This is a genomic window from Streptomyces sp. NPDC048002, from assembly GCF_040653275.1.
Classification (GTDB): Bacteria; Actinomycetota; Actinomycetes; order Streptomycetales; family Streptomycetaceae; genus Streptomyces.
In genome coordinates this window covers 238,732-259,498 of sequence record NZ_JBEZNL010000003.1, presented here as the reverse complement: position 1 = coordinate 259,498, position 20,767 = coordinate 238,732, and the positions used below count along the sequence as shown (strand labels likewise).

Sequence of the window (20,767 nt, the reverse complement as noted above, 5' to 3'; positions counted from 1 at the left end):
GCCCCGAGGGGGCGGACGGGGCGGGAGGGCGTCCGGCCGGGGTCAGGCGGCGTCTCGGCAGAGGCGTTCGCCCTCCGGGGTGGAGCAGGGCACATGGTCGTGGGTGCGGATCAGGGTCTCGCCGTTGTTCCGGACGTAGTCCAGGAAGCTGCCGGCCAGGGAGCCGCCGGGCGGGTCGCCGTACGTGTAGGCGTACTCCACACCGAAGTACGGGTAGGGGCGCGCCGCCTGTTCCAGGGCCGCCACCGAGGGCTCGGCGCCGTCCAGGCGGACCCGGCTGACGTGGTCCCGGCCGGTGGCGATGTTGAGTTCGCTGTAGCCGATCGCTCCCCTGATCTGCGCGACCTTCTTCAGGACCTCCTCCGTGGAGTCCAGCTCGCAGCGGACGGGGGCGGCACGGTCGGTGCGGACGTCGCAGTCCAGGGAGGTGCTCGGCACGCCCTCCCAGGTGCCGTCCAGCACCCGGTCCTGGAAGACCTGCCGGGTGCCGGAGTCGGCGTCCCGGCTCACCAGGACCACCCGCCAGTGCGGCAGCTTCGGGTCCAGCTCGTCCCAGTACGTGATGTCACCGGCGTAGACCCGCTTCACGTCCGCCGTGGTCAGACCGCCGCCGGGCAGCCGCAGCGCGTCGTTGACCACCAGCGCGAAGACCGACAGGGCCATCGGCAGCCGGGTCAGTGAGCCGTCCGCCCGCTTGCTGGGTCCGTCGTGGAAGGCGATCATCGACGCCCGTTCAGCGGCCGACGTGCCCTCCAGCGCGGCGAGTTCGCCCACGCCGGCCGAACTGCCCCGCGCCTCCACGGAGATCTCGGCGCCCTCGCAGTCCTTCTCGTACTCCTTCGCGAGGTCCCTTACCACCGGGGCGAAGGCCGTGGAGCCGGTGATGGTCAGGGTGCCCTTCTCGCAGCCGAGCGGGGGCGGGGTGTCGTCGCGGACGACGACGATCGCGGAGAGGGTGAGGACCGAGACGGTGAGCATCAGGGTGATCAGACGGGCCGCCCGGCTGAACAGCGGCGGCTTGTCGTCCGGGGTGGCGCTGCGGTTGGGGTGCACCTCGCCGTCCCGGATACCGCCGACGAGCCGGATGTCCCGGCCCACGTCGCCGCCCGACAGCAGGACGAGCAGCTTGAAGTGCTCACCCCGGTTGAGCGGGACCCGCGGGATGCGCAGCGCGTTGCCGCCGGGGTCGTAGCCGAAGCCGGCGTGCGGGGTGAAGTGGCTCATCAGGTGGTCGGTGCCGGGCGGCTGGGTGACCGACACCCCGCGGATGCTGCGGTCGGTGAACACCGCGGTCAGGCCGTGCAGTTCGCGGCTGGTGTAGTCGTCGTGGCCGATGCCCTGCGAGCCGTCGTTCTCCACGCGCAGCAGGACCAGGGTCGCCTGGTGCATCCCCGGCGCCTCGTCGAAGAGGCCCAGGCGGACGTTGGCCCGGCCGGAGGTGACGTCGTCGCCGATCGGGTTGTCCATCTGGACGCGGTAGCCGATCCGTTTGCGCCGCGGCACCCGGCGCTCGTACCAGACCATGACGGCCGAGGCCACGATGCCGGCCACGGCCGTCGACACGGCCACGACGTTCTCCGCGCTCAGCAACTCCATCGGGTGCCCCCGCAACTCCCCGGAGCCGGACAAGTGTGCGGACACCCTACGTTCGACGAGGGGCGCATTCCGGACTGGTCGGCTGAAGTTCGCCGAGCATTCAACCGGGCCCGGAACGAGGGGTGTTGCTCACTCGCGGAGGTCAGCAGTGCGGGCTTCGCGGGAGGTGAGAGGCCCGGCGTCTACGGTTCCGTAACAGCCGGTGGTGTCTCCTCAAGGACCTTCGACAGCCGCTCCAGCACGCTTACCGCGTCCGCGAGTTCGCTCTCGCCGAAGGCCAGGGCCAGCCGGTCGGCGAAGGCCGCGTGGCCCGGATCGATCCGGCGGACGGCCGCGTACCCCTCCTCGGTCGGCGCGAGCAGCTTGGCCCGCCGGTGGGCGGGGTTGGGCCGGTACTCGGCGAGCCCCCGCTCCACCAGCAGATCGGCGATCCGCTGCACGCTCTGCCGGGTGATGCCCATCTCCCGGGCGATCCCGGAGACGGTGAGCGGCTCGCGCAGCACCGCCCCGAGCACCTGCCACCAGGCCGCGGTGAGTCCGGCGGGCCGCGCCAACTCCTCCGCCACGGCGAGGAACTGCCCGTTGAGCCGGAACACGGCGAGCGCCGCCCTGCTCAGCAGGTCCTGTCGCGCACCGCTCACCCGGCCGCCTCCAGTACGGCGTACGCCTCGGCGTCGGAGTCGTGGAACAGCCGGTACCAGGCGTCGAGCACCTCGCCCTGGTAGACGCCGAGCAGCGCGAAAATCTCGCGGGCGAAGGCGACCGGGTCGGTGGGGCCGGCGGTGATCAGGCCGCGGTCGGTGACGGCGTCGGTGTCGACGTAGCGTTCGCCGCCCTTGTACCCGGTGGCCGCGAGGTAGAAGGAGACCGCGCTCGTGTGGTCCCGGTCGTCGAGCAGCCCCTCGCGGGCGAGGCCGGCGGTGGCCCCGCAGATCGCGGCCACCGGCACCCCCGCGGCCAGGAACTCCGCCGCCTTGCGGGCGAAGGGCGCGAGGTCCTCGGAGGTGTCCCAGAGGTCGGCGCCCGGCAGGATCAGCAGCGAGCTGTCCTCGGGGCGCAGGCCGTCCAGCGCCAGGTCGGGCAGGACGGAGAGGCCGCCGATGCTGCGGACGGGCTCGGTGGCGGTGCCCGCGGTCCGGACCTCGTACCCGGAGCGGGCGAGGAAGGCGGTGGCGTATCCCGTCTCCCAGTCGGCGAAGGTGTGGTAGACGGCGAGGTGTACGGGCTTGCTGCTCATGACGTCCTCCTCGGCTTCACTGCTGATGAGCCTCACTCGATGAGCCTCACTGCTTATGACAGTATCCTGTCATTAACGCAGCATGCTGTCAATACTCCTCGGGGCGACCCGTGTGGACAACCTGTCGCATGGCCGTCCCGTCCCGCAGACAGGACGCCGATATCGCTTCCGCATCGCGGACATTTACCCTCGGCCGCATGACCCCTCAGCCAAACCCCGAGGCCGGCGCCGCCGTGAAGGCCGCGGACCGCGCGCACGTCTTCCACTCCTGGTCCGCGCAGGAGCTCATCGACCCGCTCGCCGTCGCCGGCGCCGAGGGGTCGCACTTCTGGGACTACGACGGCAACCGCTACCTCGACTTCACCAGCGGGCTCGTCTACACCAACATCGGCTACCAGCACCCGAAGGTCGTCGCCGCGATCCAGGAGCAGGCCGCCACCCTCGCCACGTTCGCGCCCGCGTTCGCCGTCGAGGCGCGGTCGGAGGCGGCCCGGCTGATCGCCGAGCGGACCCCCGGCGACCTGGACAAGATCTTCTTCACCAACGGCGGCGCCGACGCCGTCGAGCACGCCGTACGAATGGCCCGGCTGCACACCGGGCGCCCCAAGGTCCTCTCCGCGTACCGCTCGTACCACGGCGGCACCCAGCAGGCCGTGAACCTCACCGGCGACCCGCGCCGCTGGCCCTCCGACAGCGGCACGGCCGGCGTCGTGCACTTCTGGGCACCCTTCCTCTACCGCTCGCGCTTCTACGCCGAGACCGAGGAGCAGGAGTGCGCCCGCGCGCTGGAGCACCTGGAGACGACGATCGCCTTCGAGGGGCCCTCGACCGTCGCCGCGATCATCCTGGAGACCATCCCCGGCACCGCCGGGATCATGGTCCCGCCGCCCGGCTACCTCGCCGGCGTGCGTGAGATATGCGACAAGTACGGAATCGTCTTCATCCTGGACGAGGTCATGGCCGGCTTCGGCCGGACCGGCGAGTGGTTCGCCGCCGACCTCTCGGGCGTCGTGCCGGACCTGATGACCTTCGCCAAGGGCGTGAACTCCGGCTACGTCCCGCTGGGCGGTGTCGCGATCTCCGGCGCCGTCGCCGAGACCTTCGGCAAGCGGGCCTACCCCGGCGGCCTCACCTACTCCGGGCACCCGCTGGCCTGCGCGGCCGCCGTCGCCACGATCAACGTGATGGCGGAGGAGGGCGTCGTGGAGAACGCGGCCCGGCTCGGCGCCTCGGTGCTCGGTCCCGCGCTGGCGGAGCTGGCCGAGCGGCACCCCTCGGTCGGCGAGGTGCGCGGAGTCGGCATGTTCTGGGCGCTGGACCTGGTCAAGAACCGCGAGACACGCGAGCCGCTGGTGCCGTACAACGCCGCGGGCGAGGCCAACGCGCCGATGGCCGCCTTCGGCGCCGCCGCGAAGCAGCACGGCATCTGGCCCTTCGTGAACATGAACCGGACGCACGTCGTCCCGCCGTGCAACATCTCCGAGGCCGAACTGAAGGAGGGGCTGGCCGCGCTGGACGCCGCCCTCTCGGTCGCCGACACGTACACGGAGTAGCCGTCAAGAGGCCCTGATGTGGCGGGGATCACCCCCGAGTCACCCCGTGGGGCGAACGCGTAAGGTGGCGTGCTCGTAGACCAGGGCGAGCACGCCACCCAGCGCGACGAGGAGAACCCCCGACCATGCCCGGCTCCACCGGCACCGGTGCGGTGACCCGCAGCACCCTGCGCCAGCAGATAGCGGACGCGCTGCGCGACGAGGTGCTGGCCGGACGCCTCCAGCCGGGGCAGGAGTTCACGGTCAAGGAGATAGCCGAGCAGTACGGCGTCTCCGCCACCCCCGTCCGCGAGGCGCTCGTCGACCTCTCCGCGCAGGGCCTGCTGGAGGCCGACCAGCACCGCGGCTTCCGCGTCCACGAGTACACCGCCGAGGACTACCGCGGCATCATCGAGGCCCGCAGCCTCGTCACCGACGGGATGTTCCAGGCCCTCGACGAGGGCCGCGAGGGCTACCAGGAGTCCGGCGACCCCCGCACCGCCGCCGCCCTGACCGGCGTCCGCCGCCGCGGCGAGGAGGCCCAGCGCGCCGCCGCCGCCGGCGACCTCACCGTCCTCATCGGCTACGACCTGCGCTTCTGGCGCGAGCTGGCCGTCCTGTTCGGCAACCCCTACCTCGCCGACTTCCTGCACCGGCTGCGCGTGCAGTCCTGGGTCTGCGCCGTGCAGCACCTGCGGGCCCTGACCGACCTGCGGGGCGTCCTGTGGTCGGGCCACACCGAGCTGGTCGACGCGCTCTCCCGCCGCGACACCGGCGCCGCCCGCGCGATCGTCTCCGCGTACAACACCCACTCCCTGGCCCTGATCGAGCGACTCGCGTCCGGAGCGGCTGGGTAAGGGTCCTGCACGGCCCGTACCGGCGTCCGGTACTGGGGGGTTTCACCCCGGGCCCGACCGATTACTCTGCCCTGACCACCGCTCTACGGCGCGCTACCCGCGAGGAGTCCTCTTTTGGCCTGTGACCTGTGGCTGGTACCGCTCGTCGACGTGTTGTGCCACACCCCCGACAACCCGTTCGCCGAGGAACTCGCGCAATACAACAAGGTGCTGGCCGAGGCCGGGCTCCCGCCGGTGCCGGTCTACCAGTACATGCCGGGACTGTCCGGCGAGGTCGCCCCGGTGGCCGGATTCGACTACGACGCGCTGCACTTCCTGCGCCGCGCCCACCTCCTCCAGGTGTGCGGTCTGCCGGTGACCCCGGTGGACGAACTCGGCGGCGACTACGAGCAGCTCCTGGAGATGTTCGAGGCGACGGCCCAGCAGTCGCACCTGGTCTGGCACTACGACCACGCGGGGGCGTACGTCCCCGTGGACTTCCCGCACCCGCTCGCCAGCGACGAACTCCTCGCGGGCGGCGGCCCGCTGGGCTCGTCCCAGAGTCTGCTGAGGGAGCTGGAGTTCGTGGCTCCGTCGATCGGCATCGACCCGGCCAACCCGCCGACCGCGCCCCAGGCGCCCCTGGCTCCCACGGAGTTGGAGGAACCGGCCGTCCCCGCCCCCTACGACCCCAGTCCCTTCGCCCGCGAACGCCACGTCTGGCTGGGCCTGCACGCGGCGGCGACCCGGAGCCTGGCCCAGGGATCGATGATCATCTTCAGCTGAGCGCGACCCGGGCGGACCGGTCAGCCTCCGCCCAGCTGCGAGAGGCCCTTCTGAAGGTCCTCCGCGTTCATCACGGGGATGAACTCGACCTTGGCGTTCATCTCGGTGAAGAAGGGCTCGGCCGCGGGAGGCAGTTGGGAGCTGTCCTGGAGGTCGATCACCATCCAGCAGGTGCGGTGACCGCCCTCGGGGCCGAAGTAGGCGGCCTCCGGCCGCAGTTTCTCCATGGCCGCCTGCATGACCTTGGGCATCCGGCCGTCGCGGATGGCCTCGTTGCCCTTCTCCGTGTCCAGCGTCGCCTTGAGCATCACACGCATCGCGCACACCTTCCGCCGGTTCGCCCCCTAAATGATCCCTAAATCCCCTTCTCCCCTGATGTCACCCTTCAAGAATAGGCCCGCCCCTGGCCCCCCGCCCCGCACACCGAGTGCCCCCGGCTACGGGAAGGGGCGCCCCGTGACCGGGACGCCCCTTCTCGCGCCTGTGCCGTGACGGCCGGCGGATCAGATGAACGAGTTGATCTCGATCGTCTCGTCCCGGCCCGGACCCACGCCGATCGCGGAGATCGGGGCGCCGGACATCTCCTCCAGCGCCTTGACGTAGTTCTGGGCGTTCTTCGGCAGGTCGGAGAACGACTTCGCCTTGGTGATGTCCTCGGACCAGCCCGGCAGCGTCTCGTAGACCGGCTTCGCGTGGTGGAAGTCGGACTGCGAGTAGGGCAGCTCCTCGACGCGCTTGCCGTCGATCTCGTACGCCACGCAGACCGGGATCTGCTCCCAGCCGGTGAGGACGTCGAGCTTGGTGAGGAAGAAGTCCGTCAGACCGTTCACCCGGGTCGCGTACCGGGCGATCACCGCGTCGAACCAGCCGCAGCGGCGGTCACGGCCGGTGGTGACACCCCGCTCGCCGCCGATGCGGCGCAGCGCCTCGCCGTCCTCGTCGAACAGCTCCGTCGGGAACGGACCGGAGCCGACGCGGGTGGTGTACGCCTTCAGGATGCCGATGACCCGGCTGATCTTCGTCGGGCCCACGCCCGCACCCGTGCAGGCGCCGCCCGCGGTCGGGTTGCTGGAGGTGACGAAGGGGTACGTGCCGTGGTCGATGTCCAGGAGCGTGCCCTGGCCGCCCTCGAAGAGCACGACCTTGTCGTCCTCCAGGGCCTGGTTCAGCACCAGGACCGTGTCGGCGACGTACGGCTCCAGCTTCTCCGCGTAGCCCAGCAGCTCCTCGACCACCTGGTCCACGGCGATGGCACGGCGGTTGTAGAGCTTGGTCAGCAGCTGGTTCTTGGCGTCGAGCGCCGCCTCGACCTTCTGCTGGAGGATCGACTCGTCGTACAGGTCCTGGACCCGGATGCCGACGCGGTTGATCTTGTCGGCGTAGGTCGGGCCGATGCCGCGCCCGGTCGTGCCGATCTTCCGCTTTCCGAGGAAGCGTTCCGTCACCTTGTCGACCGTGACGTTGTACGGCGTGATGATGTGCGCGTTACCGCTGATGAGGAGCTTGGACGTGTCGACGCCTCGCTCGTTCAGCCCGCTCAGCTCGGAGAGCAGGACCGACGGGTCGACGACGACACCGTTTCCGATGACCGGGGTGCACCCCGGGGACAGGATTCCGGAAGGGAGGAGATGCAGGGCGTACTTCTGATCGCCCACTACCACCGTGTGGCCGGCGTTGTTGCCGCCCTGGTAGCGCACCACATAGTCCACGGATCCACCGAGCAGGTCGGTGGCCTTTCCCTTGCCTTCGTCACCCCACTGAGCACCGAGCAGCACAAGTGCGGGCACGCGCGTACACCCCTTCCGGGCGGGGCATGTCCAAGGTCAGGGGCGTACGCGAGACTGCTGTCCTCGTACACCGGCGACCATCGTCGGTCGCAACCCGTCGGACCCGGATGCCCCGGAATAGACGAAGCCCCTGGCGCAATAGCGCAAGGGGCTCTTGCACAAAGATGCTACCCGAGGAAGCGAGGCATGGCCGAGGTGGCGACTTTCGCGACGTCCGATCAGCTGCTGGTGGTGATCGACCCGGTGGCCCGGCATACGGACGGGGAGTCCGTCAGGATCGCGAAAGACGTGCTCAGCGCGGGTGCCGCGACGAAGGTCTGCCTGCCGGAGGGGCCCGAGGAATTCGCTCGCGCACTCCAGCGCCGCGGGTCGCGCCGCCCCGTGGTGGTGGGCGACGACCGGGCGCTGGTGCGGGCGGTGTCCCTGCTGCACCGGCAGCGGGAACTGGCCGGATGCGCGCTGTCCGTGGTCCCGGTGGGCGCCGCGCTGTCCCTGGCCGGGACGCTGGGGGTGCCCACGGGCGCGGTGGCCGCTGCGCGGGCGGTGCTGGAGGGGGTCGAGCGGCGCCGGGACGTCCTGGTCGACGACAGCGACGGGGTGGTGCTGGGCGCGCTGCGCATCCCTCCCCTGCCGCCCTCCGCGGACTCCGGGGAACTGGAGGAGCGCCCCTGGCGGCGGACCTACCACTCCCTCGTCCGCACACTGGTCCCTGCGCGTCCTGCCCCGGTCCCGCCCGGACTCGGTCCGACGCGGCTGCGGGTGGAGGTGGACGGGGTGACCCTGGTGGACCTGGACCAGCCGGTGGACGGCGTCTCGGTGACCCCGCACGGCTCCGGCACGGCCTCGGTGGAGGTGCGCCCGGTGGCGGTGGGCGCGGAGGCGGTCCCGCTGCTGGCGCGGGGCCGCCGGGTGACGGTCTCGGGAGCGGACTTCCGCTACCGGGCGGACGCGACGGACGCGGGCCCGGTCCGCCGCCGCACCTGGACGGTCTGGCAAAACGCCCTGTCCCTGGTACTCCCGGACCACCCATAGCCCCCGGGAGCACGCCCTGGGGGCACGCCTGGGGCGCGCTTGGGGGCGCGGGGAACTGCGCGACCAGCCACAGCGGCGCCGCAGCCGAACCACCACACCGGCCACCCCTCCAGGGGCGCGGGGAACTGCGCGACCAGCCACGACGGCGCCGCAGCCGACAACACCCCGCTCACCCCCCGAACCGCTCCTCCCGCTGCACCCGCCACCGCTCCATCATCAGCCCGATCTCCCCCTCGACGAACTCGAAGAACGCCAGCGTCTCCGCCATCCGCCGCCCCGCCCGCGTCTCGGGCCCCAGACTGCTCACCCCGTCCCGCAACGCCCCCTCCCACCGCTTGAGGACGGCCTCACGACTGGTCAGCGCCTCGTACCACTGATCCCCGTGCACCCGGTACCGCTCCCGCCGGGACCCCGGCTCCCGCTCCCGCGACACCATCCGCGTCTGCGCGAGATACCGCACCGCCCCGGAGACCGCAGCCGGACTGATCCGCAACTGCTCCCCCAGCTCGGCAGAGGTCAGCACCCCCTCCTCGGAGGCGAGCAGCGCGGCGAACACCCGCGCCGCCATCCGCTGCATGCCCGCCTCGACGAGCTGCGCCGCGAAGGACTCCACGAACCTCGACACCGCTTCGGGGTCCCGTCCCGCCTCCGCCTCTTCCGTCATACACCCACCCTAACGGGGATTCATACGCTTCCTTAACTTCACAAATTTCTGAAGTAAGCGTACGTTCGGCCTCATGACGAAGGCAATCACCGTCTCCGGCCTCCACAAGTCGTTCGGCCGTACGCACGCCCTCGACGGCCTGGACCTGGAGGTGACCACCGGCGAGGTGCACGGCTTCCTCGGCCCCAACGGCTCGGGCAAGTCCACCACCATCCGGGTCCTGCTCGGCCTGCTCCGCGCCGACTCCGGCGCCGCGCAGATCCTGGGCCGCGACCCCTGGGCGGACGCCGTGGAGGCGCACCGCCGGATCGCCTACGTCCCCGGCGACGTCACCCTGTGGCGCAACCTGTCCGGCGGCGAGGTCATCGACCTCTACGGCCGCCTCCGCGGCGGACTCGACCGGCGGCGCCGCGCGGAGCTGACCGAGCGCTTCGAGCTGGACCCCACCAAGAAGGGCCGCACCTACTCCAAGGGCAACCGGCAGAAGGTCGCCCTGGTCGCCGCGTTCGCCTCGGACGTGGACCTGCTCATCCTGGACGAGCCGACCTCGGGCCTGGACCCGCTGATGGAGGAGGTGTTCCAGAGCTGCGTACGGCAGGAACGGGACCGGGGCCGCACGGTCCTGCTCTCCTCGCACATCCTCAGCGAGGTCGAGGAGCTCTGCGACCGGGTCAGCATCATCCGCAACGGCCGCACCGTCGAGACCGGCACCCTGGCCGACCTGCGCCACCTGACCCGGACCAGCGTGAGCGCCGAACTCGCCGGACCCCCCGACGGGCTGGCGCACCTGCCCGGCGTCCACGACCTCGACGTACAGGGCCACCGGGTCCGGCTCCAGGTGGAGAGCGACAAGCTGGACGCCGTACTGAAGGCGCTCGCCGAGTCCGGGGTGCGCTCGCTGACCTCGACCCCGCCGACGCTGGAGGAGCTGTTCCTGCGCCACTACCAGGACCCGGCGGTGACCCGATGAGCACGGCCGCCGCCCAACTGACGGGCACCGGAACGCTGCTGCGGTTCGCCCTGCGCCGGGACCGGCTGATGATCCCGGTGTGGGTCGCGGTGAACACCCTGATGGTCCTGTCGATGCCGGGCACCCTGGAGAACCTCTACCCGACCCCGGCCGACCGCGCCGAACTGGTCGCGGACACCTCCGCCAACGCCTCCTTCCGCGCCCTGATCGGTCCCGTCTTCGACGACTCCGTCGGCGCGCTGACGGCGTGGCGGGTCGGCGTGTACGCGGGCGCCCTCGCGGCCGTGGTCAGCCTGCTGGTCGTCGTACGGCACACCCGGGACGAGGAGGAGAGCGGGCGTCAGGAACTGGTGGCGTCGGGGATGGTCGGCCGCAGGGCGTCCCTGACGGCGGCGCTGCTGGCCGCGGCCGTCGCCAACGCGGTGCTCGCCGCCCTGGTCGTCGTGGGACTCGCGGGCCGGGGCCTCGCCGGGGCGGTGGCCTTCGGTCTGGGCCTGGCGGGCGTGGGCATGGTGTTCGCGACGCTCGCGGCGATCGTCGCCCAGTTCACCGAGAGCGCGCGGCTGGCCCGGGGCCTGACGGCGGGACTGCTCGGCGTGGTGTTCGTGCTGCGCGCGGCGGGCGACTCCGCGGCGGACGACGGCTCCTCACCGCTGACCTGGGTCTCACCGCTGGGCTGGCTGTCCGAGCTGCGGTCCTACGCGGACGAACGCTGGTGGGTGCTGCTGCTGTTCGCGGCGGCGACGGCCGTACAGGCCCTGGTGGCGTACGCGCTGGCCGGCCGCAGGGACCTCGGCATGAGCTTCCTGCCCGCCCGGCCCGGCCCGGCCGAGGGCCGCCTCGGCACGGCGGCCGCGCTGGCCTGGCGGCTCCAGCGGGGCGGGGTGTTCGGCTGGAGCGTCGGCTTCTTCCTGGCCGGGGTGGTCTACGGCGGGCTGACGGACGGTGTGGCGGACCTGGTCGGCGACAACGAGCGGGCCAGGGAGATCTTCGAGCGGATGGGCGGGCAGAGCGGCATCACGGACGCGTTCCTGGCGTCCATGGTCGGCATGCTGGGACTGGTCGCCTCGCTGTTCGTGGTCTCCGCCGTGCTGCGGCTGCACGCCGAGGAGACCTCGATGCGGGCGGAACCGGTGCTGGCCAACGCGGTGGGCCGGCTCCGCTGGGCCGCGGGCCACCTGGTGATCGCCTTCGCCGGGTCCGCGCTGATCATGCTGACGGCCTGGCTGGGCCTCGCGCTCGGCCACGGCGAGGACCTCGGCGCGCTGCTGGCCGCCTGCCTCGTCCAGCTCCCGGCGGTCTGGCTCGTCGGCGGCCTCACCGTCCTGCTGTACGGGGCGCTGCCGCGGGCGGCGAAGGCGGCCTGGGCGGTGGCCGGAGCGGTCCTGCTGATCGGCTGGGTGGGCCCGGCGCTGGACGCCCCGCAGGCGGTGCTGGACCTCTCCCCGTTCGCCCACCTCCCCAAGCTCCCGGGCGGCGAGATGACATGGCCCCCGGTACTGCTCCTCCTGACCACGGCAACAGCCCTGACCACAGCAGGCCTCACCACCCTCCACCACCGAGACATCACCACCTGACCCCAGCCCCCACCCCGCGCCCCACCAGGGGCGCGGGGAACTGCGCGACCAGCCACAACGGCGCCGCAGCCAAACCACCACACCGCCCACCCCCACCAGGGGCGCGGGGAACTGCGCGACCGGCCACGACGGCGCCGCAGCCGGCCACGCACCGCTCACACCGACCCCTCACACCGAGACGCTGAGCCCCTCCATCCCCCGGATGACGAAGTTCGGCTTCAACCGCGGCTCCGCCGCGAGACCCAACGTCGGCGCCCGCTCCAGCAGCGCCGTCATCGAGGCCGCCAGCTCGATCCGGGCGAGCGGCGCCCCGATGCAGTAGTGGATACCCGCGCTGAAGGAGATGTGCGGGTTCTCCACCCGCCCGAGATCCAGCCGCTCGGGCTCCCGGAACACCTCGGGGTCATGGTTGGCGGAGCCGAAGAGCATGGCGATCTCGGCACCGCGCGGAATCACCGTGCCATCGATCTCGATCTCGTCCAGCACCCACCGCTCGAACAGCTGGAGCGGCGTGTCGTAGCGCATCAGCTCCTCCACCGCGCCCGGCACCAGCGAGTGGTCGGCCCGCAGGGCGGCCAGCTGCCCGGGGTTGCGGAACAGCGCCGCCCACCCGTTGACCGTGGCGTTGACGGTCGCCTCGTGGCCCGCGTTCAGCAGGAGCACACAGGTCGAGATCATCTCCTGCTCGGTGAGCCGGTCGCCCTCGTCGTGGGCGGCGATGAGCCCGGAGATCAGGTCCTCGCCGGGCTTCTCGCGCCGCTCGGCGATCAGCTCGCGCAGATACGCGGAGAACTCCACCGAGGCCCGCACCGCCCGGTCCGCGGTCTCCTCCGAGGGGCTCAGCTCGTACATCCCGCAGATGTCCGCCGACCAGGGCCTGAGCGGCGCCCGGTCCGCCTCCGGGATGCCCAGCATCTCGGCGATCACGGCGACCGGCAGCGGCTCGGCGACGTCGGCGAGCAGATCCCCGCCGCCGGACTCGACGAGCCGGTCCACCAGCTCTCCGGCGAGCCCGGCCACGTAGGGCTTGAGCCGCTCCACCGTGCGCGGGGTGAACGCCTTCGACACCAGGCGCCGGATCCGGGTGTGGTCCGGCGGCTCCAGATCGAGCATGCCGTGGTCGTTGAGGGTGTGGAAGGGCTCGTGCTCGGCCGGCGGCGCCGTCCGCCCGAAGTCCTCGTGGGTGAACCGGTGCTGGTAGGTCCGGCCAAGGCGGCGGTCGCGCAGCAGCGCCGAGACATCGGCGTGATGCGGTACCAGCCACTGGTCCGTGGGCTCGAAGTAGTGCACGCGCCCCTTGGCGCGCAGCTCGGCATAGGCGGGGTAGGGGTCGGCGAGGAACGCCGGGTCCCATGGATCGAAGGCTCCCATGAACGGACGCTAGCCCGGACCCACCCGGTCTGACCAGGGCCGACCCGCGAGGATCGGGAAACGGTCAGCCCGGTGTCACCAGCCGCGCCTCGTAGGCGAACACCGCAGCCTGGGTGCGGTCCCTCAGGCCCAGCTTCACCAGGATGCGGCTGACATGCGTCTTGATCGTCGACTCGGCGACCACCAGCCGTCCGGCGATCTCGGCGTTGGACAGGCCCTCGGCGATCAGCACCAGCACCTCCGTCTCGCGTTCCGTGAGGTCGCCGTAGGCGGCCCGCGCCGAGGACATCAGCTTGGGGGTGTGCGAGAGCCGCGAGAACTCGGTGATCAGCCGCCGCGTGACCGAGGGCGCCAGCAGCGCCTCGCCCGCGGCCACCAGCCGCACCCCGGCCGCGAGTTGGCGGGCCGAGGCGTCCTTGAGCAGGAAGCCCGAGGCCCCGGCCCGCAGCGCCTGGTACACGTACTCGTCCAGGTCGAAGGTGGTCAGCACCAGCACCTTCGCCGTACCGTCCGCCGCGACGATCTCCCGGGTCGCCTCGATGCCGTTGAGTTCGGGCATGCGGATGTCCATCAGGACGACGTCCGGGGCGAGTTCGCGGACCTTGGCGACCGCCTCGCGGCCGTTCACCGCCTCGCCGACGACCTCGATGTCCGGCATCGCGTTCAGCAGCACCGAGAAGCCCTCGCGCACCATCATCTGGTCGTCGGCGATCAGGACGCGGACGGTCATGCCTCGTCCCCCGCGATCCGCACCGGCAGGAACACGGCCACCTCGTAGCCTCCGTCGTCCGTCGCTCCGGCCGTCATCTCGCCGCCCAGCATCGACACCCGCTCGCGCATCCCCGTGATGCCGTGCCCGGCGCCCGGCGAGGGCTTGACCAGGGACGGGGCCGGCGGCGGTGTGTTGACCACGCGCAGGCCGAGACCGCCGAGGACATAGCCGATCTCGACCTCGGCGCTCGCGCCGGGCGCGTGCCGCAGGGTGTTGCTCAGGGCCTCCTGGACGATCCGGTACGCCGACAGCTCCACGCCCTGCGGCAGCTCGCGCACCGCCCCGGTCACCGTCTTCGCCACGGCCGGGCCCGCGTCCCGCACATTGGCGAGCAGCGCGTCGAGGTCGGCGAGGGTGGGCTGCGGGGCGTCCGGGGCCTCGTAGTCCTCGGCCCGTACGACTCCGAGGACGCGGCGCAGTTCGGTGAGGGCCGCGACCGCGTTCTCCCGGATGGTGGCGAAGGCCCGCTCCAGCTCCGGCGGCGGGTTCTGAACCCGGTAGGGGGCGGCCTCCGCCTGGATGGCGACGACCGACATGTGGTGGGCGACCACGTCGTGCAGCTCACGGGCGATGGTGGTGCGCTCCTCCAGCAGGGTGCGCCGGGAGCGCTCCTGCGCGGTCTCCGACTGCTGCGCGGTCACCTCCTGCTCGGCCGCGCGCCGGATGTGCCACACGGCGACGCAGAGCAGGACCAGCGCGGAGATCACCAGCACCGGGCCGGTGTTGCTGCCGTAGTAGTACGGTCCCCCGAAACCCGCGTCCGCGACCAGGCCGTACACGGCCGTCAGCAGCCACATCCAGGCCGCCGTGCGCGGCCGGGTGCGCACCGACACGATGGTCAGGACCGTCAGGTGGCAGACGAGGGCGCCGGCCGTCCACGGCCACTCGCTCCAGCTGCCGCCCAGCACCCCGGCGACCGGGGTGGCGGCCATCGACAGCCAGAACGCGCCGAGCGGCCGCACCATGGTCAGCAGCACGGGTATCGCGCAGACCAGGGCGGGCAGCAGGGGCAGGCTCCGGCCGTCGTGCGCGCCGGCGAAGGCCGCGAACAGGGCGACGCAGGTGATCGCGGCGTGCGGGGTCCAGCCGGCGTACTCGCGCAGCCGGCCGGGCAGCATCCGGGTCAGCGGGCCGTCGACGCGCATCCGGGGCAGCGGGCGGTAGGCGAACACGTCGTGGAACAGGTCCTGCCGCAGCCCGCGCAGGGCGTCCGCGGCCAGCCGGAACTCCGGGCTCTGGGCTTTGCTGGTCGTCTCGGTCACGCACAGCACGGTAGGCGCAGGCCCGGCTCGCCGTCGTCACCTGCGAGAAGGGTCCTCGCGGGTCCGTCTCAAGTACTACGGCGCCCGCCGCGCGCTCACCAGGCGAGCTGGGCGATCTCCTCGGCGACCACCGCGCACGCGTCCGCCGCCGGGTCGATCAGCGGGAAGTGGCCCACGTCCTCCAGCAGCGTCACCCCCACCACCTCGCCCGCCTTGGCCGCCGCGTCCGCGTACGACTCGGCGACGAGCTGCGGCACGTCCCGGTCGCCGCGGCCCTGGACGAGGGTGGTGGCGATGCCCGTGGGCAGCAGCAGCGCGGGGTCGGCGTACGGGCGGCGCTCGGCGAAGTGCTCGTCGCCGCCGAGGAACTGGCGGGCCGCGTCGCCGCAGACGTCGAGCTTGTCGGCGACCGCGAAGTCGGCGATCGGGGCGAGGGCGACGACTCCGCGCAGCGGGGCGGGCGCGTCGGTGCGCCAGGGGGCGTCGGGCGGGAGCAGGTGCCGGGCCGCCGCCCACAGGGCGAGATGGCCGCCGGCCGAGTGGCCGGTGACGACCGTGCGCCCGGGATCGGCCTGCGGGAGGGCCTCGGCGACCAGGGCCGGCAGCGCGTCGAGGGCGGCGGCCACGTCGTCGAGGGTGTCGGGCCAGCGGCCCGCGCGGTCGGGCGCGCCCTCGGCTCCCCTGCGGTACTCGACGACGGCCACGGCGAAGCCCCGGCCGGCCAGGAAGCCCGCGAACGGGGTGATGTGCCGGCGGTCGTAGGGGGACCGCCAGGCGCCGCCGTGCAGGACGGCCACCACGGGAGCGAGGGGCCCCGGAGCGGGCCGGACACGCGGGGCGTAGAAGTCGATCACCTGGTCCGGGTGGTCGCCGTAGGCGGCGGTGGCGTCGGGATCCACCGGCGGGTGCGCGAAGGCCGACTGCTCCTCGGCGGCGGACCGGTCCGCGGCGGCGTCTTCCGGCATGCTCCGACCTCTCAGCGACGAAGGGGACACCTCCCGGCGCCGAGCGGCACGGGGGAAGGAAGTGGCGGACCAGGTGCGCGACTTGGCCGTTGGCGGGGACGGTATCAGGCCAGTGACGTGCGCGGACACGCGGATGTGACGCCGGGTCAGGACAAAACGGTTCTCTCCCGGACCGGGAGAGTCGAGGTGGGGTTCCGCGCGTCGGAGGACGGGGCGCCACGCCCTGTCCGCCCGCGCGCGGCACCCCGCCCCCGCCGCTACGCCGTCAACAGCTCGCCGAGGACCCGCGCCGCCCGTTCGGCGTCGGCGAAACCCACGTACAACGGGGTGAAGCCGAAGCGCAGCACGTCCGGGGCCCGGAAGTCGCCCACCACGCCCCGCTCGATCAGCCGCCGCATCACCGCGCCCGCGTCCGCGCAGCGCAGCGCGACCTGGCTGCCCCGATCGGCGTGCCCGAGCGGCGTCAGGGACTCCACCCGCCCGTGCGGCACGTACTCCTCGACGCATTCCAGGAAGAAGTCCGTCAGGGCCAGCGACTTGGCGCGCACCGCGTCGACCGACACGTCCCGCCAGACGTCCAGCGCCGCCTCCAGGGCGAGCATGGACAGGATGTCCGGCGTGCCGACCCGGCCGCGCACGGCGCCCTCGGCGGGCTCGTACGCGGGACGCATCCCGAAGGGCTCGGCGTGCGAGTTCCAGCCCGGCAGGGGCGAGTCGAAGCGCGGCTGGAGATCCGCCCGGACGTACAGGTACGCCGGTGAACCCGGGCCCCCGTTCAGGTACTTGTAGGTGCAGCCGACCGCCAGGTCGACGCCGTGCTCGTCCAGGCCCACCGGCAGCGCGCCCGCGCTGTGGCACAGGTCCCACACGGCGAGCGCGCCCGCCTCGTGGACCGCCGCCGTCAGCGACGGCAGGTCGTGCAGGCGTCCGGTGCGGTAGTCGACGTGGTTCAGCAGGACCGCGGCCGTCCGGTCGCCGAGGACCCCGGGGACCTCGGAGGGGTGCACCGGGCGCAAGGTGCTGCCGGTGAGCCGGGCCGCCGAATCCGCGATGTAGCCGTCGGTGGGGAAGGTCGTCGCGTCCACGACGATCTCGTCCCGGCCCTCGCCCGCCATCCGCACGGCGCCCACAAGTGCCTTGAATACGTTGACACTTGTCGAGTCACCCACGACGATCCGGCCGGGCGCGGAACCCACCAGCGGGGCGATCAGGTCGCCGATCCGCTCGGGCGCGGTCCACCAGCCGCTCTCGTCCCAGGACCGGATGCGCAGCTCGCCCCACTGCCGCCGGACCACGTCCGCGACCCGGTCCGGCACCCCGGCGGGCAGCGCGCCCAGCGAGTTGCCGTCGAGGTAGACGCCCCCGGCCAGCTCGTCCAGGACGAACTCCGCCCGTTTGTGCGCGAGTACGTCCTCGGCGTCGAGCTTCTCCGCCCGTGCCCGCGGCTCAGACATGGGACCTCGCCGTCCACAGCTCCGGGAAGACGTTCTTCCGGGCGCGCTTCTCCAGCCAGGCCACCCCGGCCGAACCGCCCGTGCCGGCCTTGGCGCCCATCGCGCGGCGGGTGGCGACCAGATGGTCGTTGCGCCAGCGCCACACCAGCTCACCGACGTCCGTCAGCGCCTCGCCGAGCCGGGCGACCTCGTCGTTCGGGTCGCCGGAGTAGACGGCCGTCCAGGCGGCCTCCACCTGCTCCGAGGGCTCGTACCGCAGGGCCACGTCACGGGTGAGGACCTCGGCGGGGACGGCGTGCCCGCGCCGGGCGAGCAGCCGCAGCACCTCGTCGTACAGGCTCGGCTCGTGCAGCGCCTTCTCCAGTTCCGCGTGGACGCGGGGCGCGCCGCGGTGCGGGACGAGCATGGACGCGGACTTCTCGCCGAGCAGGAACTCCATCCGCCGGTACATCGCCGACTGGAAGCCGGAGCCCTCACCGAGGGCGCTGCGGTAGGAGTTGAACTGGGCCGGGGTCAGCTGGCCGAGCGGCCGCCAGGAGGCGTTCAGCGCCTCCAGCTCCCGCACCGAGCGCTTCAGCGCGTCGATCGCGACCGGCACCCGGTCCTCGCGCAGCGCGTGCGCGGCGGTCTCCCACTCGTGGACGATCACGGTGAACCACAGCTCCATGACCTGGGTGGTGACCAGGAAGACCATCTCTCCGGGGTCGTCGGAGAGGGTGTGCTGGAGGTGGGTGAGCACGTCCGCCTTGACGTAGTCCTCGTACGGCGTGGTGCCGGCGAAGTCGAGATGCGGGGTCTCGGGCTCCGTCACGTCCTGAGCCTCTTGGGACATCGCTGTCTCCTGTTGTTACTCCGGGTAGCGGTCCGCCCCTGCCGTTTTCGACACGGGGGCCCCGGTCCCCACCCGAATCCTCAGGGGTCGTCCCGGGAAAGTGCAAGGTCCGACCGCATCACAGCCGGACCCCGCACTGAGGGGTACCGGCTAGCCCAGCGTCTGGGCCGCGGTCGGGGAGGAGTCCTTCAGGAACTGCGTGCAGCGCTCGTACTCGTCCTGCTCGCCGATGGACCCGGCGGCGCGGGCGAGGGCGTGCAGGGCGCGCAGGAAGCCGCGGTTGGGTTCGTGCTCCCACGGCACCGGGCCGTGGCCCTTCCAGCCGCTGCGGCGCAGGGCGTCCAGACCGCGGTGGTAGCCCGTCCGGGCGTAGGCGTACGACTCCACGACGCCGCCCCGCTCGAAGGCCTCGTCGGCCAGCCGGGCCCAGGCCAGGGAGGACTTCGGGTACCGCGCGGCGACATCGGCGGGCGCCGTGCCGGATGCGAGGAGCTCACGGGGCTCCGGGTCGTCGGGGAGGTGGGTCGGGGGCGGGCCCCCGAGGAGGTTCTCGTGCATCGTCATGCCTCCAGTCTGGTGTATCGGCTAGCCGATGCGCCGCTTGGCCCGGCCCCCCTCCAGCGGGGGCGCGGTGACCGAGCCGTGGGTGAGGCACTCGGGGCGCCGGCAGTCCGGCGGCGGCCGCCGTACGGTCGCGAAGGCCAGGGCGGAACCGGCGACCAGGAGGCCGGCGCACCACAGCATGGCCTGCTGGAAGGCGTCGTCGAAGGCCGCCGGCGAGCGGTACGCCTCCTCGCCCATCCCGGTCAGCAGGGGCAGCGCCGCCACCGCGACGAGGCCCGCGGCACGGGCCGCCGCGTTGTTGATACCGCTGGCCAGGCCCGCCCGTGCGACGTTCACGGAGGCGAGCACGGTGGCCGTCAGCGGGGCCACCAGGGCGACCAGGCCGAACCCGAAGACCAGGACGGCGGGCAGCACGTCGGTGACATAGGAGGCGTCCGGGCCGACCCGCAGCATCAGCAGCAGCCCGGCCGCGCCCACCAGCGGACCCACGGTGAGCGGGATGCGCGGGCCGATCCTCTCCGCGAGGGCGCCGGACCTGGCCGACAGCAGCAGCATCAGCAGGGTCGTCGGCAGCAGGGCCACGCCGGCGCCCAGGGCCGAGTAGCCGGCGACGACCTGGAGCTGGATCACGGCGAGGAAGAAGAAGCCGCCGAGGGCCGCGTACACGCACAGGGTGACCAGGTTGACGGCCGTGAACTGGCGGGACGCGAAGATGTCCGGCGGCATCATCGGGTCGGGGCGCCGCTTCTCGACGTACACGAACGCGACCCCGAGAGCCACGCCCACGGCGGCGGTGATCCAGTCCGCCTCGATCAGCGCGTACGTCACCAGGGCCAGGGAGAGCGCCCCGAGAGCCGCGCCGAGCACGTCGAAGCGCCCGTGCTCCGCGTCGTCCCCGGACTCGGGCACATGACGCAGCGCGATCGGCACGCACACCAGCGCCAGCGGCACGTTCAGCAGGAACACCCAGCGCCAGCCGGGACCGTCCACCAGCCAGCCGCCGAGGAACGGCCCGACGGCCGCCCCGATGCCGCCGAAGCCGGACCACAGGCCCACCGCCCGGCTCCGGTCGTCGGGGTGGAAGGAGGCCTGGATCAGGGCGAGGGAGCCCGGGGTCAGCAGCGCGCCGCCGACCCCCTGCAGGGCGCGGGCGGCGATGAGGATCCCGGCGTTCGGGGCGAGCCCGCACAGCAGCGACGCCGCGGCGAACCACACCACCCCGACGACGAAGATCCGGCGGCGGCCGTAGCGGTCGCCGAGGGAGCCGCCGAGGAGGATCAGGCCGGCCAGGGTGAGCATGTAGGCGTTGACCGTCCACTGGAGCGCGGACAGGTTCGCGTCGAGGTCGCCGCCGATGCGGGGCAGGGCCACGTTGACGACGGTGGAGTCCAGCAGCGCCATGCTGGAGCCGAGGATGGTGGTGAGCAGGATCCACCGGCCCCGCGGGGAGCCGATCCGTACGTCGGGCATGCCTCCAGGTATACAGCGAGCCCGGCGCCGAGGAGAGGCGCCGGGCTCGTGGAGTACCGC

General features: G+C 72.5%; 20 protein-coding genes. 6 read left to right on the top strand and 14 right to left on the bottom strand.

Annotated elements, in window-relative coordinates:
- Positions 1-42: 42 nt before the first annotated feature.
- The 3 genes from AB0E07_RS06965 to AB0E07_RS06955 form a co-directional block, all read right to left on the bottom strand.
- Positions 43-1,596, bottom strand: coding sequence for a substrate-binding domain-containing protein (locus AB0E07_RS06965; RefSeq protein WP_362247283.1), 1,554 nt, complete (start codon positions 1,594-1,596; stop codon positions 43-45).
- Between the two features lie 182 nt (positions 1,597-1,778).
- Complete coding sequence (locus AB0E07_RS06960; RefSeq protein WP_362247281.1) at positions 1,779-2,237, bottom strand: helix-turn-helix domain-containing protein; 459 nt, start codon at positions 2,235-2,237, stop codon at positions 1,779-1,781.
- Positions 2,234-2,833 (bottom strand): type 1 glutamine amidotransferase family protein, encoded by a 600-nt coding sequence (locus AB0E07_RS06955; protein ID WP_362247279.1) that lies wholly within the window; start codon positions 2,831-2,833, stop codon positions 2,234-2,236. Before AB0E07_RS06955 ends, AB0E07_RS06960 begins: the two co-directional genes overlap by 4 nt.
- 197 nt (positions 2,834-3,030) lie before the next feature.
- Between AB0E07_RS06955 and AB0E07_RS06950 the strand changes: the two genes are divergently transcribed.
- The 3 genes from AB0E07_RS06950 to AB0E07_RS06940 all read left to right on the top strand — a co-directional run bounded on the left by AB0E07_RS06950 (position 3,031) and on the right by AB0E07_RS06940 (position 5,987).
- Positions 3,031-4,386, top strand: coding sequence for an aspartate aminotransferase family protein (locus tag AB0E07_RS06950; protein ID WP_362247277.1), 1,356 nt, complete (start codon positions 3,031-3,033; stop codon positions 4,384-4,386).
- A gap of 125 nt (positions 4,387-4,511) precedes the next feature.
- Complete coding sequence (locus tag AB0E07_RS06945; RefSeq protein WP_362247275.1) at positions 4,512-5,222, top strand: GntR family transcriptional regulator; 711 nt, start codon at positions 4,512-4,514, stop codon at positions 5,220-5,222.
- Between the two features lie 114 nt (positions 5,223-5,336).
- The gene (locus tag AB0E07_RS06940; RefSeq protein WP_362247273.1) at positions 5,337-5,987 is read left to right on the top strand and encodes a hypothetical protein; all 651 of its coding nucleotides are present in this window, start codon (positions 5,337-5,339) and stop codon (positions 5,985-5,987) included.
- A gap of 20 nt (positions 5,988-6,007) precedes the next feature.
- On the opposite strand, the gene AB0E07_RS06935 is transcribed toward AB0E07_RS06940, so the two are convergent.
- On the bottom strand, positions 6,008-6,304 hold the full coding sequence (locus AB0E07_RS06935) for a DUF3303 family protein (protein WP_362247271.1): 297 nt from the start codon (positions 6,302-6,304) through the stop codon (positions 6,008-6,010).
- A 186-nt stretch (positions 6,305-6,490) separates the two neighbouring features.
- Positions 6,491-7,774 carry an adenylosuccinate synthase gene (locus AB0E07_RS06930; RefSeq protein WP_362247269.1) on the bottom strand — a complete coding sequence of 428 codons (1,284 nt, stop codon included), beginning with the start codon at positions 7,772-7,774 and terminating at the stop codon, positions 6,491-6,493.
- 186 nt (positions 7,775-7,960) lie between these two features.
- Here AB0E07_RS06930 and AB0E07_RS06925 point away from each other — a divergent pair, with 186 nt between their 5' ends.
- Positions 7,961-8,806 carry a diacylglycerol kinase gene (locus tag AB0E07_RS06925; RefSeq protein WP_362247267.1) on the top strand — a complete coding sequence of 282 codons (846 nt, stop codon included), beginning with the start codon at positions 7,961-7,963 and terminating at the stop codon, positions 8,804-8,806.
- Positions 8,807-8,975: 169 nt separating this feature from the next.
- Here AB0E07_RS06925 and AB0E07_RS06920 read toward each other — a convergent pair whose 3' ends face one another.
- Positions 8,976-9,470 (bottom strand): helix-turn-helix domain-containing protein, encoded by a 495-nt coding sequence (locus tag AB0E07_RS06920; RefSeq protein WP_362247265.1) that lies wholly within the window; start codon positions 9,468-9,470, stop codon positions 8,976-8,978.
- A 73-nt stretch (positions 9,471-9,543) separates the two neighbouring features.
- On the opposite strand from AB0E07_RS06920, the gene AB0E07_RS06915 reads away from it, so the two are divergent.
- Both AB0E07_RS06915 and AB0E07_RS06910 read left to right on the top strand, forming a co-directional pair.
- A complete protein-coding gene (locus AB0E07_RS06915) occupies positions 9,544-10,440 on the top strand; it encodes an ABC transporter ATP-binding protein (RefSeq protein ID WP_362247263.1) in 897 nt (298 codons plus the stop codon).
- A complete protein-coding gene (locus tag AB0E07_RS06910; RefSeq protein WP_362247261.1) occupies positions 10,437-12,017 on the top strand; it encodes an ABC transporter permease in 1,581 nt (526 codons plus the stop codon). Before AB0E07_RS06915 ends, AB0E07_RS06910 begins: the two co-directional genes overlap by 4 nt.
- A 168-nt stretch (positions 12,018-12,185) precedes the next feature.
- Here the strand turns inward: AB0E07_RS06910 and AB0E07_RS06905 are convergent, their stop codons facing one another.
- From AB0E07_RS06905 to AB0E07_RS06870, 8 genes are all read right to left on the bottom strand, one after another.
- Positions 12,186-13,388 (bottom strand): cytochrome P450, encoded by a 1,203-nt coding sequence (locus tag AB0E07_RS06905; protein ID WP_362247259.1) that lies wholly within the window; start codon positions 13,386-13,388, stop codon positions 12,186-12,188.
- Between the two features lie 64 nt (positions 13,389-13,452).
- A complete protein-coding gene (locus AB0E07_RS06900) occupies positions 13,453-14,118 on the bottom strand; it encodes a response regulator transcription factor (RefSeq protein ID WP_362247257.1) in 666 nt (221 codons plus the stop codon).
- Positions 14,115-15,431 (bottom strand): histidine kinase, encoded by a 1,317-nt coding sequence (locus AB0E07_RS06895; RefSeq protein WP_362247255.1) that lies wholly within the window; start codon positions 15,429-15,431, stop codon positions 14,115-14,117. Before AB0E07_RS06895 ends, AB0E07_RS06900 begins: the two co-directional genes overlap by 4 nt.
- 86 nt (positions 15,432-15,517) lie before the next feature.
- A complete protein-coding gene (locus AB0E07_RS06890) occupies positions 15,518-16,387 on the bottom strand; it encodes an alpha/beta hydrolase (protein WP_362247253.1) in 870 nt (289 codons plus the stop codon).
- Positions 16,388-16,644: 257 nt separating this feature from the next.
- The gene (kynU, locus tag AB0E07_RS06885) at positions 16,645-17,841 is read right to left on the bottom strand and encodes a kynureninase (RefSeq protein WP_362247251.1); all 1,197 of its coding nucleotides are present in this window, start codon (positions 17,839-17,841) and stop codon (positions 16,645-16,647) included.
- Positions 17,834-18,673, bottom strand: a complete 840-nt coding sequence (locus AB0E07_RS06880) for a tryptophan 2,3-dioxygenase family protein (RefSeq protein ID WP_362247249.1) — start codon at positions 18,671-18,673, stop codon at positions 17,834-17,836. Before AB0E07_RS06880 ends, kynU begins: the two co-directional genes overlap by 8 nt.
- Positions 18,674-18,823: 150 nt before the next feature.
- Positions 18,824-19,237, bottom strand: coding sequence for a DUF3151 domain-containing protein (locus AB0E07_RS06875; protein ID WP_362247247.1), 414 nt, complete (start codon positions 19,235-19,237; stop codon positions 18,824-18,826).
- 21 nt (positions 19,238-19,258) lie between these two features.
- Positions 19,259-20,707, bottom strand: coding sequence for an MFS transporter (locus AB0E07_RS06870; protein WP_362247245.1), 1,449 nt, complete (start codon positions 20,705-20,707; stop codon positions 19,259-19,261).
- Positions 20,708-20,767 lie beyond the last annotated feature (60 nt).